Origin of the sequence: Amycolatopsis thailandensis, assembly GCF_002234405.1 — a bacterium.
GTDB classification, from domain to species: Bacteria; Actinomycetota; Actinomycetes; order Mycobacteriales; family Pseudonocardiaceae; genus Amycolatopsis; species Amycolatopsis thailandensis.
This window is the reverse complement of sequence record NZ_NMQT01000051.1, coordinates 1-16907: the sequence shown is the minus strand read 5'-3', so window position 1 is coordinate 16907 and position 16907 is coordinate 1. Positions and strand designations below refer to the sequence as shown.

The 16907-nt window shown below is 63.0% G+C and carries 11 protein-coding genes and 2 pseudogenes; 3 read left to right on the top strand and 10 right to left on the bottom strand.

Annotation, left to right across the window (positions count from 1 at the left end):
* Positions 1-4 precede the first annotated feature (4 nt).
* On the top strand, positions 5-2776 hold the full coding sequence (locus CFP71_RS14675; RefSeq protein WP_093934407.1) for a pPIWI_RE module domain-containing protein: 2772 nt from the start codon (positions 5-7) through the stop codon (positions 2774-2776).
* A gap of 544 nt (positions 2777-3320) precedes the next feature.
* A complete protein-coding gene (locus CFP71_RS43490; RefSeq protein WP_143267088.1) occupies positions 3321-4349 on the top strand; it encodes a hypothetical protein in 1029 nt (342 codons plus the stop codon).
* On the opposite strand, the gene CFP71_RS14665 is transcribed toward CFP71_RS43490, so the two are convergent.
* From CFP71_RS14665 to CFP71_RS14635, 7 genes are all read right to left on the bottom strand, one after another.
* Positions 4336-5283: a hypothetical protein gene (locus tag CFP71_RS14665; protein ID WP_208635955.1), complete on the bottom strand. Its 948-nt coding sequence runs from the start codon at positions 5281-5283 to the stop codon at positions 4336-4338. The genes CFP71_RS43490 and CFP71_RS14665 overlap by 14 nt on opposite strands.
* A gap of 168 nt (positions 5284-5451) precedes the next feature.
* Entirely contained in the window at positions 5452-5925 is a 474-nt protein-coding gene (locus CFP71_RS14660) for a hypothetical protein (protein WP_093934405.1), read from the bottom strand.
* Positions 5915-8044 carry a hypothetical protein gene (locus CFP71_RS14655; protein ID WP_093934404.1) on the bottom strand — a complete coding sequence of 710 codons (2130 nt, stop codon included), beginning with the start codon at positions 8042-8044 and terminating at the stop codon, positions 5915-5917. The genes CFP71_RS14660 and CFP71_RS14655 overlap by 11 nt, the downstream gene beginning before the upstream one ends.
* Before the next feature lie 1391 nt (positions 8045-9435).
* Complete coding sequence (locus tag CFP71_RS14645) at positions 9436-11112, bottom strand: AIPR family protein (RefSeq protein WP_093934402.1); 1677 nt, start codon at positions 11110-11112, stop codon at positions 9436-9438.
* Positions 11113-11965: 853 nt separating this feature from the next.
* Entirely contained in the window at positions 11966-12166 is a 201-nt protein-coding gene (locus tag CFP71_RS43475; protein WP_143267087.1) for a hypothetical protein, read from the bottom strand.
* Between the two features lie 491 nt (positions 12167-12657).
* Positions 12658-13395, bottom strand: a complete 738-nt coding sequence (locus CFP71_RS14640; RefSeq protein WP_143267086.1) for a hypothetical protein — start codon at positions 13393-13395, stop codon at positions 12658-12660.
* A 1082-nt stretch (positions 13396-14477) separates the two neighbouring features.
* Positions 14478-15143, bottom strand: a complete 666-nt coding sequence (locus CFP71_RS14635) for a hypothetical protein (RefSeq protein ID WP_143267085.1) — start codon at positions 15141-15143, stop codon at positions 14478-14480.
* A gap of 25 nt (positions 15144-15168) precedes the next feature.
* On the opposite strand from CFP71_RS14635, the pseudogene CFP71_RS14625 reads away from it, so the two are divergent.
* Positions 15169-15446, top strand: a pseudogene (locus CFP71_RS14625) (SRPBCC family protein); the annotation flags it as partial.
* 147 nt (positions 15447-15593) lie between these two features.
* On the opposite strand, the gene CFP71_RS14620 reads toward CFP71_RS14625, so the two are convergent.
* From CFP71_RS14620 to CFP71_RS14615, 3 genes and pseudogenes are all read right to left on the bottom strand, one after another.
* Positions 15594-16136 (bottom strand): 2'-5' RNA ligase family protein, encoded by a 543-nt coding sequence (locus tag CFP71_RS14620; RefSeq protein ID WP_244199675.1) that lies wholly within the window; start codon positions 16134-16136, stop codon positions 15594-15596.
* 11 nt (positions 16137-16147) lie between these two features.
* Entirely contained in the window at positions 16148-16267 is a 120-nt protein-coding gene (locus tag CFP71_RS44935) for a DUF5914 domain-containing protein (protein WP_005158838.1), read from the bottom strand.
* A gap of 241 nt (positions 16268-16508) precedes the next feature.
* A pseudogene (locus CFP71_RS14615) lies at positions 16509-16907 on the bottom strand (hypothetical protein); the annotation flags it as partial.

The following is a 16907-nucleotide window of genomic DNA, read 5'->3' as shown; positions in this document are numbered from 1 at the left end:
CATCGTGGCCTATAACGAAATCCAGCAAGCCGCCTTCGTCCCGAACCCCGAGGTCGACCATTTCACCCGCCCCCTGCAGACACTTGCCTTCCCCGCGGCCTGGCGTGAACCGATCATCAAGCTCTACGCCCACGGCAGATCTGAGGCTGCCCGCGCCAAGATCAAGAGCGTGCCAATCCGGCGGCTCAACAGCCTCATGCGCGCCGTTGCCCCTGATCTGATCACTGTGGACGGCTCGACGACTTTCGACGAGACCAAGCCCTGGCTCTACGCTGACGCCCCTTACCCTCAAGCAGTGCTCGACAGCATGATTCACGCTTGGCTTCGGGACATGCAACCCAGCAACGAGGCCTACCCCTTGTTCCGTGAGACCGTCCGCGCACTGTCCACCCGTGCACTGACCTGGCAGATCGAGAACGTTGACCTCCGGGCTCAGGAAATCTCCCCCGGCGGCACAGCCCTGCCCCACGATCGCCTCTACCGCCTCGTCCCGGAGATCCTCGCCGATCGCATCGCGCAACTCGAACCCTACGAACACGGCGGCGAGCAACTCCGGTTCCACCGTGTCGCCGTCGACGCTCGAGCCAACGGTGCCGAGCTGATGTCCTGGCCTCCGCTCGAACACCCCACCAAAGGCCAAAACGGCGCGAAAATCGCCTACTACTCTGCGGTCATTCGCGTCGCACTACGCACCGTGCCGTTCTCGCCGACGCCGCGAGTGCATATCAGTACCGGTGTCCGCCGGTGGGTCAGCGGGCGTGTCTACTTTCCCGGACAGAACGGCGTCTCAACCTACCTGCTCACCAACGAACCTCTCGTCCCTGACGGCGCCCGGCCCCACCGATTCGCAGTCGCCTCGCTCGTCTGGGATCGCAAATCTCGCAAGACTGTGTGGCGCCAAGGCGGGCCTGAAGGACTACTCAATCAGGTGTCTGCGCTCGACAACCTGCCCTCGCCGGATGTCTTCGCCAAGGAACCCGACGCCTGGATCCACGGCCGGGACGGAGTCACAGCAGCGGTCGCTTTCCACGGCCGCATGAAGTGGCACGCCGTCGGGACTGGGCTCATGCCCAGCGAACGCCGACGGGTGACCGAATGGGCCGCACAGGCGCTCACACCTGAGTTCATCTGGGCTCCACCGCTGCACCGAAGCGAGATCAAACAGAACCCCGCTCGCACGTTGGAGAAGAACGTCCCGATCAGCAAGGACGCCACCAACGCCGAACGAGCACAAGCACAACTGGACAACGCCGCGGTGAGCAGCCGTAACGCCGAGAAGCGGCGTGCCCTGGCAGCCGCGACCAACGACAACCTCGTGAGTGCTGTGTTGCTTCACCAGACAAGCACCATGCGGCAGCACGTTCTAGACGCAGTCGAATTGAGCCTCGGACTAGCGGAACATCGACGCGCAACCGGACCCGAGCTCTGGTCCTGGGAAGCTCCAGAACTCAGCGTCCGGCTCCACGTACGCCTCCTCGGCGCGCTGGGCGCGCCACTCGGTAACGGGGACAAACCGCCCCGCCGCGGACAAGAATTCGACGCCGCCATCCGACAAAGACGTGACCAGGCAGCGACGACGGTCACGGACCTGGGCGACAGGCTCGCCGAACGCCCGCCGCTCGTCCTCGTCGAACTCGAGGGTCCAGACCGATTTCAACAGCCCAGAACCGATCCCAAGTTCGCGATCCGGCTCGGCTGCGCCGACGCCGGCACCGTCACCCAGTTCCTTCGACCTCCCAGCACAGAACCCGACGACGAGGACGACGCCGGATTTCGCGCAGCCGCCGCATGGGGAGACGGCATGCGACAGCTCGGTATGCGCTTCGTCCCCCAGCACACTCTCGGCGAGGCGATCCCGGATGAACTCAATCAGCTCGCGTTCTGGCTGGTCAAACGCCGCGTGGACGGCCCAACCCAGAACGCGCAGTTCACCCCGGTCGCGGTCCTGATCCGACCTGGCCAGAATTGCATCATGGGCCGTACGGCGAGCATGTCGGAGTGGGTTCCGTATCCAGATCTACTTAAGAGCCTCACCGGCCAGATCCGTCCCGACACCCTGAAGACTGACTACGAGCAGACCGCGGCCACCGCCGCGTTCGTCAAGAACACCCTCTACCAGATGAAGAGCAAGCCGACCCTCGTCGTTACCCACGCACAAAACACCCGCACCCGCTGGCCCTGGCTACAGAACGGCGGTCTCGTCACCGACCGAATCCAAATCGGCGCGGCAAACACCCAACGTGTCGCCACCTACGGGAAGCAACTGCGTATCATGCGTATCGCAGCCGGGGACCGCGACGAAACAGCACAGTGGTGGGCACCCAAACCCGGTGGAAGCGGCGGCATCTCCAAAGGCCTCTGGCAGCTCCACCCATTCGACGACCAGCACCGCGTCTTCTACAGCACAACCGACAAAGCGAGCACCCACACCCTCGCGGTAGACACCACGAAACTGACCCCGCGCATCAACACCGCCGGCAAGCCAGACATCAAGCCAGGGAAAAACGCGTGGAACCCCGATCTCCTCGAATTCGCGATCGCAGGACTCCAGCCTGGAGACCACGCCGAGGCGTGGGCGATGTTCCTGCATCAGCAGAGGTTTTCCGAGGACTATCGTGACGGGCTTGCGCTTCCCCTGATACTTCACCTCGCAGAGCTCACCACGCATTACGCGCTGCCCCATGGCGATGAACTCGACGACCACGTCGTAGGCGAGGTAGACGACAGCGACGAGTCCAATGACATAGGCGATGCCACAACAGACGAGTCCGACTAGTCTGGTGCACGATGCCACAGCACCCTTACAGGTAACCTGAGTGTCGAAGTCGCAAGGAACGGTTGCGAGTCTACCGCGCCCCATCGTAACGACGACGCAAGATGGCCAGGGAGAATGTTGAGATGACCAGCCGCAGAGCGCCTCTCAACGCGGCTCAGCGAGAAGTCCTTGTATGGGTGCGAGATGGGTGCATTGCAGGAGTATATGAAGGTTGGGCGCACCGTTCGGTCGCGCGCGCATTGCACAATCGTGGTCTGCTTGTCGTCAAAGGTCACGGGCCTTCTTGGGTTGCCTCGATCACCCAGGAAGGGGCCTATTACCTTGAGAATGACAGGTATTCACCACAGGAAGAACCCCACGGTTCATCGTATTCTGACAAAAAGAAGGCCAATTTTTCCAAAGAACCGGCGCCGAACACACGGCAAGAACCAGGCCTAGGCGCGGGTGAAACTACTGCCAGACCTCCTCGGAAACCGGTCTCGCCGAAACAGGGCCGGTCGACCAGCTCATGCATTCACTCCGGGACGCAGTGGATCACCGAGTCTTGGTACCGGCCGACCAGGCATCGAAGTACCGACGGCTCGCGGCTGCTGCGAAGCGGTTCGGGCGGATCCCAGAGAAGATGCGGCTGTCGTTCGAATACTGTCGCCGAGACAGCGGATACCGACTGGCGATCGCCCTCCAACCGCTTCCTGAATGGCAAACCACACTGACGACCCAAGTCGTGTCCGAGACACCTTCCGACCCCACTGACGTCGTGCTAGCGATCATGGAACTGAAGGATTTCCCCGTTCAGGAAGAGCAGCGTAACCGAGCCTGTCGACTACTCGACGCCCTAGTGCGGGGTGCCCGACAGGCTGGCATGACCGTGTCACTCCAGACCGATCGGCACATGCGTGGATACGCGGGACGAGGCGACCATCGGAACGAGATCCGGTTCGCAGTCGATCGGGACGAGGTCTGGCTCCATTTCACCCAGGCCATGCTTCAACGTCCCCACGAGCCCACGGGGCGAGAGCTGAAGCGAGCGCGACAGGGCTATATGTTTTCGGACTTCGTCGAGGTCCCGGATGAACACCTCGGGATCATCCTGACAGGCGCCGGCGGGCGATTCTGGGCTGACAGCTGGAAAGACTCCGACGGACATCGTCTTGAAGACGACCTCGTTGAAATCCTGGAGGAGATCCGGCTCCAACACGGACACCTGGCTATGCAGCGTGCTGCTGCCGAGGAACGAGCGCGCCAAGCAGAGCTGGAAAGGGCCGAACGCGCGGAGCGCCAGGCAGAGGCCGAGGCACATGCCGCGATCGCACGCCGAGAACACCTGATTGACGAAGAGGTACGGAACCAAGCGAGACGCTGGACCGAAGCCGGCCAGCTGCGCGCCTATGCGGCGGAGGTACGTCAGCACGCGGCGTCGCTCACTGCGGAGCGTCGCGCACACGCACTGTACTGGGCAGAAAGGATCATGAAGGTCGCCGACGCGATGGACCCGTTCCCCGACCGCGCTGTCCGTCCTCACGCTCTCGGCGAACCGACCGCTAGTGAACTACAGGCATTCATGAACCAGTGATACTCACCAGTGGCGATACCCCCAGCGCCGTGGCGCGCTCATAGCGGACAGGTATCTCAGACGGCTTCAACGGACGGTCGACGACCGGACGATAGTTGGCGGCGGTGATCCGCTCCTCCTCGTGCACACGCTCCATGATCTCGGCGAAATGACTATACTCGTGTTCCTTCATCTGGTCGATGAGCCGTGCTATCAGCACATCCAGGCGCTGTACCTCCGCCTCAGCCGCGGCGAGCCGCTCCTGCATGGTGACTGCACGATGACCGCACCAGCCACGCAGCAACTCGTGCCGAGGCCGGTAGCGCTCGAGGTACCACCGATACTCCCAATCCGGATCCGACGTCCTCTGTTGCCCGTCGTGGCTCGTATAAGACTCGCCGCGCTTCGTCTTCTCCCTGCACTTTCGTTCCTCCTCGATCACCCCGTCCAGAATCGGTATCGGGTTCACCCGGCAGGCAAACTCGGCGATCATGAGCGTGCCCTCGGGGGAAACCACCGTGCCCTCACCGCTCTCGAAGGAATCGACCTGGCCGATGAGATCACTGACCGGGATACCGATGAGCGGCTCAAGCCGTACCGGGTCGTAGATCGTCGTGACCCACCGCACCGGCTCCGACCACTCCCAAGTCGCGACCTCTTCCGGGATCAACTCCGAAAACACAGTCTCGACGGCCGCTTCCTCTGGATCAGACAGCTCAAACGCGGCAAACCGTTCCCATGTCGCCATCACCTCGTCGTACTCGCGTACTCCAGACCACGGTCCACGGAGCCGTTTCCCAGGAACTTTCTCCCGTCGCCCGGCGACATCCCCATCCAGGAACTCGATCTCGTACTTCGCGCTCTTCTTCCGCAGCTCAATGGAGACGACACGAACACGTTGCGACGGGGCGAAGTCCCGCAAGCGGTAAATATGCTCGTCACCGACCTGAACCATCCGTATGCCTCCATCAACGGGACACCAGCACTTACCACATTAGCCGGTCAAGCAAGCGCAATTTTCCGATATTTCCAGACCTAACTGTGACAGCGCGCCTTCGGCGCCCAGCAATGCCCGGATTCCTTGTCGCCGGAGCTACGCGAACGGAGTGCGGACGTCTGCTCATTACTCGGAGAACCGGAAGTCGGCATCCAGCCACCTGACCGCGATCAGATCTTGGGTCAGCCAACCGTAGGCGAGGCTGGATGCGAGACACGGGACGTGCAATGGAAGATCCAAGACCTGCATGCGATTCTGGCCGAATGCCGACCTGCTGAAACGCTGGTGGGCACGGCTGAGGTGGATTGAGATCATACTCCGCTGCCGCTCGGCGAACTTCCACCCCTCTGCGGCGTGATCTTTGACAACCACCGAGAGGTCGACCTGGCTCGCAACATCGTCAACTTTTCCGGTATCGGGATGAAGTGCAAGCATCAGTCCAACCCTGGGATCTTCGTTATTCTCTGCCCTCAAGACGAGCCCTTCAACTCGCACAGGAAGCATGCTGAACAAGCCCATCGCGTCGCCGAATGCGGGAAAATTGAGCTCGACGAGCTGGCGGTAGCCGACCATCGCCTCGCGCACCACGTCATGCGCCACGGTAAGAGTCAATTCGGGCGAGATACGCCTGCCACGCCCACCTGCCGGTGTGTGGCTCGTCGCCGTCAGGCCAGAGAGGCGGAAGCACATCGCCATCTTCCTCCGCGAGTTGCTCGGACAACCAGCGGAGGTCGTCGGCGTCGATTGAGTAGCTGGAAGAACTCCAGGTCGTGCGCTCGGAACCATCGGCCCGACCCAGCCAGGAAGAGAGCGTCTCGCGGACGTCGGCGAGTCGGATGGGGCGACGACGCTGTGCGGTGCCGAAGTCCTGGACGAAGGCCGACAGCAGATAGGCGCGTTCTCGAGCCAGCCAGGACGAGCGCGGCACGGAAAGTGTCCGTCGCGTGATGGCAGATTCGAGTCCTCGTCGCAGCTCCTCTTGAGCGTGTAACCAGCGTCCCATATCCGCCGTGGGGAACCGGAACTGTGTCCAGCGATGCCACCCCTCGGCAAGGCGGGGTGGTGTCGGGATCAGCCTCACAGCTTCCGGAGAAGGAGCGGCGATCTTCGCGCGGGCGACAGTCAGGTAGCCGTCCACCAAGCCGACACCCCACTGAGTCGGTTTGCCTTCGCGGTGACGTACCAGTGAATCCGCCAGCGGGCCGAGACCATCCAGCAACGCCACTTCGGCCTCCCGAAACCACAGGCCCGCCCGTACGGCCAGATCTCCCTCCTTCACGGCTTCATGTGGATCCCGACGCCTGAGGAGAGCAGCGATCTGATCGTCGGAAGGTCCCTCGAGGGTCTCGGATTCGTTGGAGCCAGCAATCTCATCGAGGGTCCAGAACACTGCCGCGGGGTTAATCTTCGCTAACTTAAGGAGCAAAGCCTCTTGCTCAGGCGGGGCACTGCTCGAGATCGCGAAGGCGATCGCGTAGCGCCAGCGGGGAAATGATCCCGCCGCAGCGATCGTGTCGACGCTTACCAGCCCGGAGGTGATCGCCTCGGCGGCGAAGTACTGCTCGAAAATAGCCAGCGCGAAGGAAAGTTTGTCCCGATCCAGGACAACGAGGTCAGTGTCAAGAAGACGCCGTAGGCGCGGTAGAGGACGGAACAACACGGCCGTAGCGGACTCCGGTCGATCCAGCAGAGCGACGGCGAGTTTGGCCGCGTCCGCCCAGGTCTCATCTGACACGTCGACGTGATGTGCTTCGATCAGCTTCGGAGTCAGATCGGCAAGGAGTCGAGCCCGGGAGACCCGAGTGTCCTGACCTGCTGCGACGCGTGCGGCCACGGCCAGGGCGGCGAGCGGGCTCGTCAGTAGGTCGTTCGTCTCAGCAGACCAAAGGTCTCCCGGAAGTTGCTTACCGAGCGCGACCTCGGCCAGTTCGGTCGCGCGTCCGACCGGCCATGGCTTCAGTTCGATCTTCTCCGCAGCGGGTACCTCCAAGCCCGGGCGTGCGGTCGCAAGTACGCTGACATCGCGCCAGACCTGGACGAGCTGCCGAGCCTCCGCAAGGAGGCCATCAGCCTCACGGTTCGACACACTGTCCAGGCCGTCAAGCACCACCCGGCAGGTTCGCGCAGGGTCACCGCCGAGCTCGTCAACGACCGCTTGCTCCAAGCTTGTGACGACTTGCCGGGGCGTGAAGTACACCGGCACCTCAGTTTCCGGATCACCGGCTGCTTCGTGCAGTCCCTCTTCCCACCAGCGAGCCGCTTCCTCCGACTTACCGGCACCGAGTCGAGCGACCAACACGCGGACCTGGCCGGCCGGAACGTGGACGACGGGTTCGTCGAGCCGAGCCATCCATGCCAGGACGTCTTCCCGACGTCTCACATCCACAAGAGGAGTCAAGCGAGCTATGCGCTGTGCATGCCCCCTGCGCATAGCGAGCTGCCACCTCTCGCCGCGGCTCCGCATCCGCGGATTGAACGGCATCGCATCGACGACCGCCTTCATCGCGACTTCCAAGTCGAGTGGGGCGACGGCAGCCTTAGCCTCGGCATCGGTGATGCTCCAGCTCCGGCGTGCCTGCTCATACTCGGCCAGCTGCGCGCGTTTCCAAGCCCTCAAGACGTCCGCGGGGTACGACTCAGGGGCCTCATCGATCTGACACGCATGCGGCAAGCACAGGAGAAGAAGATTGCTGGCACTTCGGTTCTCCGCCTCGCTCATTTCGGGATCCCACCGGGGCCCACCTTCGCGGCGAGCATGGATGTGCGCTACGCGACTGTTAAGCACCTTTTCGCCAGTGATCGCGTCCAGCACATACAGATCCGCCCTGCAACGCGGCATTCCGCAGGCAAACGCAGTCCCGTAGAGCCGTCGGACGGTCGCCGACGTCGGCTCACGGTGCTCGGCTGGCTGACGACGCCTCACAGGACTCACCTTCGCATTATCCGACAGCGGGAAATCCGACAAAGAGGTCCATCACCTCAAGCACCCGCAGGCAGAGGCCAACGGCCTTGCCAAGCCCTTCGGTTGAGATCGTGTCCGCTGGCGCAACTCTCGATGACGAGCATCGGCCTGCCTCGCACGCTCCACCAAGTCGTCGTCAAATCCCGCCAGAGACACACTCTGCTGCGCGGTCTCCCGGACCACGTTCGTCGACGTATGAGCACAAAGTTGCAGAGACGGACTTCTGATCGACTTGATCAAGGCGTGAACGGACCGGCGCTGACAGCGCGGAACGAACGGAGGGACGTCCTGACCACCGACATCGGCCCCGCTCGGCTGGCCGCGACCCCAATGCAGTTCTCCGCTACTTCGACGTCATCGCCGTCGTCCTCCGCGTTAACCAAGAGCAGCTGCCGACCGCTCTCGACCTCGATCAGGGCGTTGCACACGCAAGCCGTGAGCGGGGTTCCTCTGACAGGGCGGGGATTGCAGAGCCAGCCTCCATCGAGGATCTCATCGCGATCCTGGAACTGGGCACCTCGTCGGGCGACACGGGTTGTCGGGCGCGGCGATGTAGCCGTCCCGCATCACGTTCATGTCATAGATTAATTTCCGCATGGCACCAGCCTTCCGTGATCAGTCCAAGGCCTATGGTCGTCCTCGACTCTCACCCCCCGATTCGTTGGAGCGAGTCTGGAACGCAACCTCGGTTACGACGGCACCGACAGCGATCCGTCAAGACATTGTTATAGCAGCTACGGAGCCGAATCAGGCAAACCGCTCACCCGTCCGGGCAACCTGCCGCCCACCCCGGCTAGCAGATCCGTCAACCAGTACGCCCCGCTCGTCCTGCGGACCCGGACGAGCTTCCGAGCCCACGCACCGCCGTCCGTGGCGAAGAACCGGTCCGGTCGCGTTGTAGCACTTCGCGATCGCTCCACTCGGGCTGGCCCTGTTCACCGCCGTACGGGCACCGAAAATGCACGTGTCGCTCGGCTACTGGCATGTACTGGCGAAAGGCACCGACGACAACGGCAATCTACTGGATGGTCCAGTATTCACCTATCTCCTAGATCAGCCCTTCGTCCAGCCATCGCTGTTGTTCTGAGCCGACGCCACGTGAGATCGATCTCCACCCAAGTCGCGAAAACTTAGCCCGAAGACGCGGACTATCTTCGCGCCTTGTCGGCCAAGCCCGCTTCCGCCACCAACGCAACGACTCGCGATTGGTTCTTGAAGACATTTCCAGGATAGGCGTTCGAGGGAAACACCTTGGCAATGGCGGCGGCGTGTTCGCTCGCTTTGGCCGGAACATCTCGTTCGATCTTCATGAAGTCTGCCTGCGGATCGGCGAGGAGAACGTCCCCGAGCGCGCGCATGATGAGGTGTGCGATCACGCGCCGACCGTGGACCGCGATCCCCGAGTAGACGCCTCCGGTCTGGTTGCCGACAATGTCCAGTGCCCCGTCCACGCCGGAGACGATCGCTACCGCACGGCTGAGCCGAATCGGGTCCGTCGATGGGTTGAAGAGCGCTCTGTAGACGGACTGATCCGTGAACAGGCGGGATACTTCGCGCTTGGCCAGCACAGCGTGTCCGATGTTCGGCGCCGCGCAAGCGAGTGCGACCGCCGCCTGCCTGAGTTCGATCACCCGTCGTGGATCCTTGGAGCGAGGAACCTCGGCGGAGCGGAGAATGTACTCGTATCCGATGACCTCCAATTCGCGAACCAGCCGGTGCTGCTCCTTGTCCAGAAACGCGAAGTCCTGGCTGGACACCTCGTTCTGCGTGTTGGCGAACCGGGTGATTTGTTGCGCGAGATCGTCCTGTTCCTTCGGAACCTCGATACACCGCACCATCACGGAGACCTGGCCGAGATTCTGCTCGGCGTCGGTGCCTTTGACCGAGCCCAGCGTAGAAACCGTTTGCGCTCCGTTGACGATGCTGGCTCCCGTTAGGGTGAAGTACCCGACGTCCCGGTTGAGTGTCCCACCAGGAGCGATCGCGATCGTCTCGGCGAGCACGGTGATCCCGTTGTTGTAGTACATGAACAGCTGTGGAGCCCCCTTGACGGTCTTAAGGATCCCGTCGTTTATGTCGGATCGGGGGATGACGACGCGGATATTGTCCGCGAACAGGTCCGCGCCGTGATCGGTGAACCAGGTCGCGATATCCGCGGCGCTGACCCTGCCGTAGAAGATCCGGTGAGGATCCGCGGCCTTCCCCCAATCCAAGATCTGGACGTTCAGGTTGATGGAGGTGCGCTGACGATCCGTGATCGCTCGAAAGAGGTTCGCCTGGGCGAGGTGATCGTGCCCAGCGAGCGGCTCGGTGTCCTCGAGGTCGTCGAGCTGCCCAAGCAGTTCGACGATCGGCGCAGTCACCGCGTCCGCGAGCGGCTCGCTCGCAGTCGTGACAGTGACAAGGCGGATTTTCGCTCCTGGTGTAGTCAGCAATGCTCCGACCGCAGCGCGCGTCTTTTCCGACGCGTGCGCCGGTTTCTCATCCCCCTTCATCCCCAGGATCGACTTGACACCCTGGAGGAATTTGAGGACATCACCCAGCTGCATCGAACCTTTGCCGTCCTGCCGCCACTTCGACTGGACGAATACCACCATCTTCGCGGCCGGGTCGACACCGACCGCGTCGATCCCCTCATCGTGACCACCATCGGTGATCTCGATCAGCCGTTCGGCGTCTTCACCTGTCCCCAGAAGAAGTTGAACCGCATGGTATGCCAGCAGGCGGGACAGGTTGGCAACATCGTCGATCCCCGGTTTCCACAGCTTCGCCTTGTACAAGGTCTTGATGTGGGTCTCGATCTGGTCGACGTGAAACTTGCTCATCTGTACGCCTCCTCGCCTCCTCTGAAGCGTAGCCCAGCGAGGCGGGCGGGCCGGTGACCGACGGACCACCGGGCCTTTGACGAAGCGTCGTTCGCACTACCGAGTCGGCTACAGGTACACCGACCAGCACTGATCCTTCGTGTAGCCACAGGGCTGCTGCACCAAGTTCCGCCTCGAATTTCAGTTACTGTTCAGTAGTTGAAGCACGTCGTCCTTCCACTGCCAACTGCGGTCACATCCTCTACTCCAGCGATGTGACCCGACCGGGGTAGATCTCCTCGAGCACACGCAGCGCGCGGACCCGCCCACGTCGATGAGCTGCTGATTTTCTCGGATTAAAAGCAGCCACACCGCAGCCGACTACTATGCGCTGCTTCCCGCATCGGGTTTCAGCAGGCCTTCCGGCACCGCCTAGGGGCAAGGATGGTCGGGCAATGACTCGCCTGCTGCCAACACCGATACTCAACCCGATCTTCAACGCGTCGAGGCGTGCTTTGACCAGGTCTGGCCCGGCCAGTCCGGCGGTGGCGGCAATTCCCGGGTACCGCGGGATGCAGGTCAGTGAGTTGTGCAGATTGTCGTGCCGTGCGGCCCTGGTCGGTGCGCAGGATGTTTCGACAACCAGCGGGCTGCCATGTCCAGCGCCGATACCTCACCCGCGGCGACAGCGTCCCAGCAGGCTTGTTCCGCCTCGACCTCCCGACCGGGTTGTGGCGCCAGGAAATCCGCGAGTCCTTGTAGCGCCGCCGTGTCCCCGCGGCGATCGCGCGCCGGTACTGCCGCTCGGCTTCCACCTCACGCCCGGACTACAATGACAGCCAGTTCGCCAGTCCGTGTAGCGCGAATGACTCGCCTACGGCGACAGCGTCGCGATAGAACTGCTCGGCCTCGGTGTCACGCCCTGGCTGCAACGCCAGCCCCCCAGCAGTTCGGACCTTCCGCTCGGGATCTCGCCCGCGGCGTGACCGCTGTCGTGGTCGACTAGCGCGGCTGCCTGGCGGCGGGCCGACCGCAGCGTCGTCGTCGGATTCGGGTGAAGAAACGGTCCGGTCATGCTCTGTTCCCTTGTCTCCACGTGCATACCGGAGAAGTTCGGTGGTCGTGTCACTTACGTGCGCCGCGTTACAAGTTGAACGCCACACCAGCTCCACACCATCGGACCGCGCTGATCAGCGAACTCGAATTCACCACGAAGACCAGCGGCACGGGACAGGAACCCGGATCCTGGACCGCCTCCGCCACTACCTGCCCGCCTACTGGTGGGCCATCACCCCGCAGAAAGACACAGCCCGGCCGTTCTGGGACAGCGTTCATCCGGCGACTACCGCCCGGGCGCCCGACCATTGGGCTGCACCCACCTGCTCTTCTGAGCCCCAACACATGTTTGCTTTGATCCCTCGTTCGGGGCTGTGCCGTCGCCGACGGCGTGACCGACACTGGAGGGACCATCAGGAGGCTTCCACCGTACAGGCCGCCCTCACCAAGGAGCCGGTTCTCGAGGCGGTTCGGTTCCATCGAGCCGTTGAGGCCGAAAGTCGGACTGAGCTACTTGCTGTATCGCTGCTTGGGCATCGCGACAAAGGTGACCACAGTTCCAACGAGTCCTACGACGGCCGCACTCAGCATGATATTTCGGCTTACCCCACTGCCGTCCATGTCAAAGTATGTAATCCCAGAAGCGAAGCTGAGCGCGAAAAAGGCCATGCACACAAAGGGCGACAGGGGACCCCACAACTGCTGCATCCCAGGTTCGGTTTCCCGAATGTCGGCAACGATTGGAACTTCCGGGTCCAGGGCAGGCTGGCCGCCTTCCAGCAGAAGGGTGTAGGTCAGTTCGTGGTCTCTACGCAGCAGGGCCGGGGCGATCTCCAGCAGGTCAGTGTCAGGCTGGTGCGTCACTTCCGGCGCTGGCGTTGCTGGCACGACAGTGGTAGATGTTCGCTCCAGTAGTCCCACGATGCGTGAGCCGAACCTCAACTTGATCGGTCCGTCGAAGTCGTCCTTGCGAATGTCGCGGCGGCCGCGGACGACGACGCGAACGGTGAGGAGGTACGGGTCCTCGACCGCTCGGCCCGCAATCCGGACCTCGATCGCGAGGTCTCGGCCTTTCGCGTGCATGAGAGGCGTGGTGTTGGCGACGTAGACGTACAGCCGGCGTCGCGGATTTTGCGATCGGTACGCCGCCACGATCGCGCCGATCCCGAACACAATCGCGACCGCGACACCGGCGATCGCCCAAAACGTGCTGGAGGCGTACCAGGGGTCATCGGGCGCAGGAGACATGACGAACATCGAACCAGGTCCGCGAAGGCTGCCGCGCAGTACCTAGGGCAACGACAACGAGTTCACCATGGACCACGAGCAAAGTTCTGATCACCAGGATTCCGGGGATGCGCCGAAGCTTCTACCTGGGAGTCGAAGGAGCTGCTGTCGCCTTGATTCTGCTGCGCCAGTCGCGCTCCCTTGGCTTAAGGTCTTGTTCGGTATCACTCGGCACCATTCGACACGCCAGGTGCCGACTCTTAACCAGCTGGTTTGCCGGCTGCCGATTCGCAGCATGAGGGCTGTCCGAACTCGAAGATCATGGTCGTCACCCATCCTCTTGTCGTCGAGCCGCCCTCAACTCTCACTCCAATTTTCCTGGAGCAGATCTGGAGCACAGCGTCGACTACAACTGCGTCCCACAACACCGAACCGCACCGATCAGAGCCCAACTGCTCCAGCCGACCAGCAGGTTCTCGATAACCGCAGGTCAGCGCCCTGCTTGAACCTGACTGGCAGTGAGGGGGTCAGGGGTTCGAGTCCCCTTAGCTCCACAGTGACGAAACACCGCCCCCTTGGCAAGTTTGCCGAGGTAGGGCGGTTTTTCGTTTCGCCTTACTTTGAGAATTGACGTAACTAATTTCAGCTACCGTTCACTAGCTGGAGCAAATCTGGAGCACGTTGTCCTCCCACTGCCAATTGGGGTCACATCTTCTGCTCCAGCAACGTAACCCGACTGGATATTTCTCCTTAGGCACACGCAGCGCGCGCACCCGCCCCACGTCGATGAGCTGCTGAATCCCTCAGATTAAAAGTCCGCTCCGCGACTGTGCCAGGCAGTGCCGCGAAGTGTCAGATTTCGACCATACGTGCGGGTCAACGCGGACATCACAGCCGAACCGGGTGTCAGTCCGTATCAGGTCGTGCCAGGCTCTACGTCAGCAACGGAGCCCGATCGGAGACGACGTGGTCCCCGACGCTCCACTCTTCCAACACTAAAGCCGGCTACTGAGGAGCTTCGCCAGTTCGCCCGTTACGTGGAGAACCGAGGCATCATTCGTCCGGATCGATCCTCACCGGCTGCGGACGGCCGCCCCTGCCGTTCACGGCATGTCCGTGTCCGTGCTCCTGTCTTTGTGCTGCCTCGGACACGTAATTCCCATCGAGACCATTGCGTCTCGCGGCCTTGCCGGCAGGCAATTGAGCGCCATGCCGTGCTCAGGTCCGATCAGAGACCGGATGGCTCGCTCAACCTCGGACGCTACAGCCTGCCGCCGAGAAGCCGCGCCAGCGAGGCGTACCCGGGGATGGTTGGCGGCCATGGGACTACAGGCAAGCGTCAAGTGAGCGATCCGGACCTCGCCGTGGCTCCGCTTCACGGTTACGACCAGGGTGTCGAGGTCCTCGCTCCGGCACCACATCGCCGCTTCCCCAGCGCCCGCCAGCGGCTGAGCCTGCCCCTCACCCAGACAGTTCTGCTCGGCAACGGCGAGCGCGCTCTCCGGCGCCGCCTCACCCTTGATCGCGGTCACCATCAAGCTACCGACGCCAGACCCATCATCAACACGACTGAACTCGCAACCATAGGCAACGCTCCGCTGCCCCTCCACCGGCTTCTCCTCAACCGACCGGTAGGCGGCCTTCGACTCCAGTGCCCTTTGAAGCTCATCGGCGCCAAGGAAGCCACAAGCCGCGGAAACCACTTCCGGCGAAACCACCGGATCCCAACTCGGAGAGGGAGCCGAGACCGAACCGACCGGGTTCGTCACCACGCTCCCCGATCCGATCGAACATGAGCAGCACCCGGACGAACGCGTCGCGTGGAAGTCCGACGACGGCCCGAACCACGCCGGCGTCGTCACCGTGCACCGCCTCGACGAACACCGACCCGGGTCACCGTTCAGATGGACATCGATCCCGAAGGATTCGTGGAGAACGTCGCCGACAAGCTCGGCATCCTCGACCGCCGCGTCCAAGGCGACCTCGACCGCTTCAAGACCTTTCTCGAAAACCGCGGCGGCTCCGAGACCGGCGCCTGGCGCGGCGACGTGCAACGCCCTGGCCAGTCCTAGCCCCGATCAGACCACCTCACCACACCAGGGTCGCTGCCCGACCAAATGGTGAGGAGGACGGCCGGTTCTCCCGACCCAGGCCGTTTGCACACGATGTGGCCGGTCCCTCGACACGGGGCCGGCCACATCGTCCGAAGTCCGAAACGCCTAGGCGGGCACGGTTCCCGAGAACTCGTGCCTGCTGATCGGTTCCCAAGGGCCACCGAGGTAACGCCAGACGGCCAGGCCGGTCACCCTTGCCGTGCTGGGCGTGATCTCCTGCCGGAGGGTCGCGAGGGTAGCCGCGGCGGTGGCGGCGCCGACCTTGTTCTGGACTGTGACATGAGGCATCAAAGGTTGCCTGTCCTGGGGTGTGAGCCAACGGAGCCATCGGCTTCTCAGGCCACTGTGGACGGAAACCAGCTCGGGCGAGTCCAGCACGAGCGCGACCCCGCTCCCCAGCGACCGGACCCCGGTCACCGCCAGCGTGAACCGGCTTGTCTCGCTGGCCAGTACGGCACAGTCCGCGCCGACCGAGTCGAGATGGTCTCCAGGAAGAGCATGGAAAAGCGTGATGTGCGCTCCCACCTTGAGCCGGTCAGGCGGGAACCAGGTGCGGCGCAACCGGTCCCAGTACTCCTGGGTGTCCATGTCGACCGTGGCGGTGACCACCAATGGCAGCCCGGCCACGTCCGCTGGAATCCTCGACACGAAGGGGTCCTTCACTTTCGGCCGGTTCTCAACGCATAACGACGTTCGGCGTAGGCGAGGTCGTCCCGCCATAGCCAGGCGGACGCCCGGCGCAGGAGAGGACGTAAGACCGGCGCGATCCTGGTGGCCATCGCGAAACCGGCCGGTCGGACGTGGCGATGGTCGCGACGCCCGGAGCACTCGACGCCTGAAGTCCACTGTGGCTCTCCTGCCCGACGACAACGTCCACGACAGTCATTCTCAGGCCGCTGAAGCGATACCGCAACGCTTCGACAGCGGACCGGGTGTTCACAGAGTCGAGTGTCGGCAGGGCGAACATGTCGGACAGTTCAGCTCGTGCGGACTCCGGGCGTGCCCGAACTTCGCGGTCGCTTACTTGTCCCTGGCCGAGTTTTGCGCGGAGGCGTTCCTGTTCGCGGGCCTCCGGCGTTCTTGCCGGCGCTGGTTTCGTTCCTGGCGTTCCTGTTCGCGGCGGCTGTAGGTCGCGCTGCGCACGGTCTCTTCGTCTTCCAGGCTCGATCCCAGTGCGCCGGCGACGATGCCGACCGAACTGCACAACCACACCAGGTTCAGGTACGAACCCACACCGACCGGGTGCCCGAGCGTCTGGGCGAGATAGCCGCTGTCGATCAGGACGGCCGCCGCGAGCAGCGCGAGCACGAACAGGATCGCGTACATGCACGCCACCCCGATCGCCAGCGTGGTCACCGTGGAAACGTTGTACAGCAACGCTTTGCGTCGCTCGGCGGCTTCGGACGGCCGGTCCCAGGG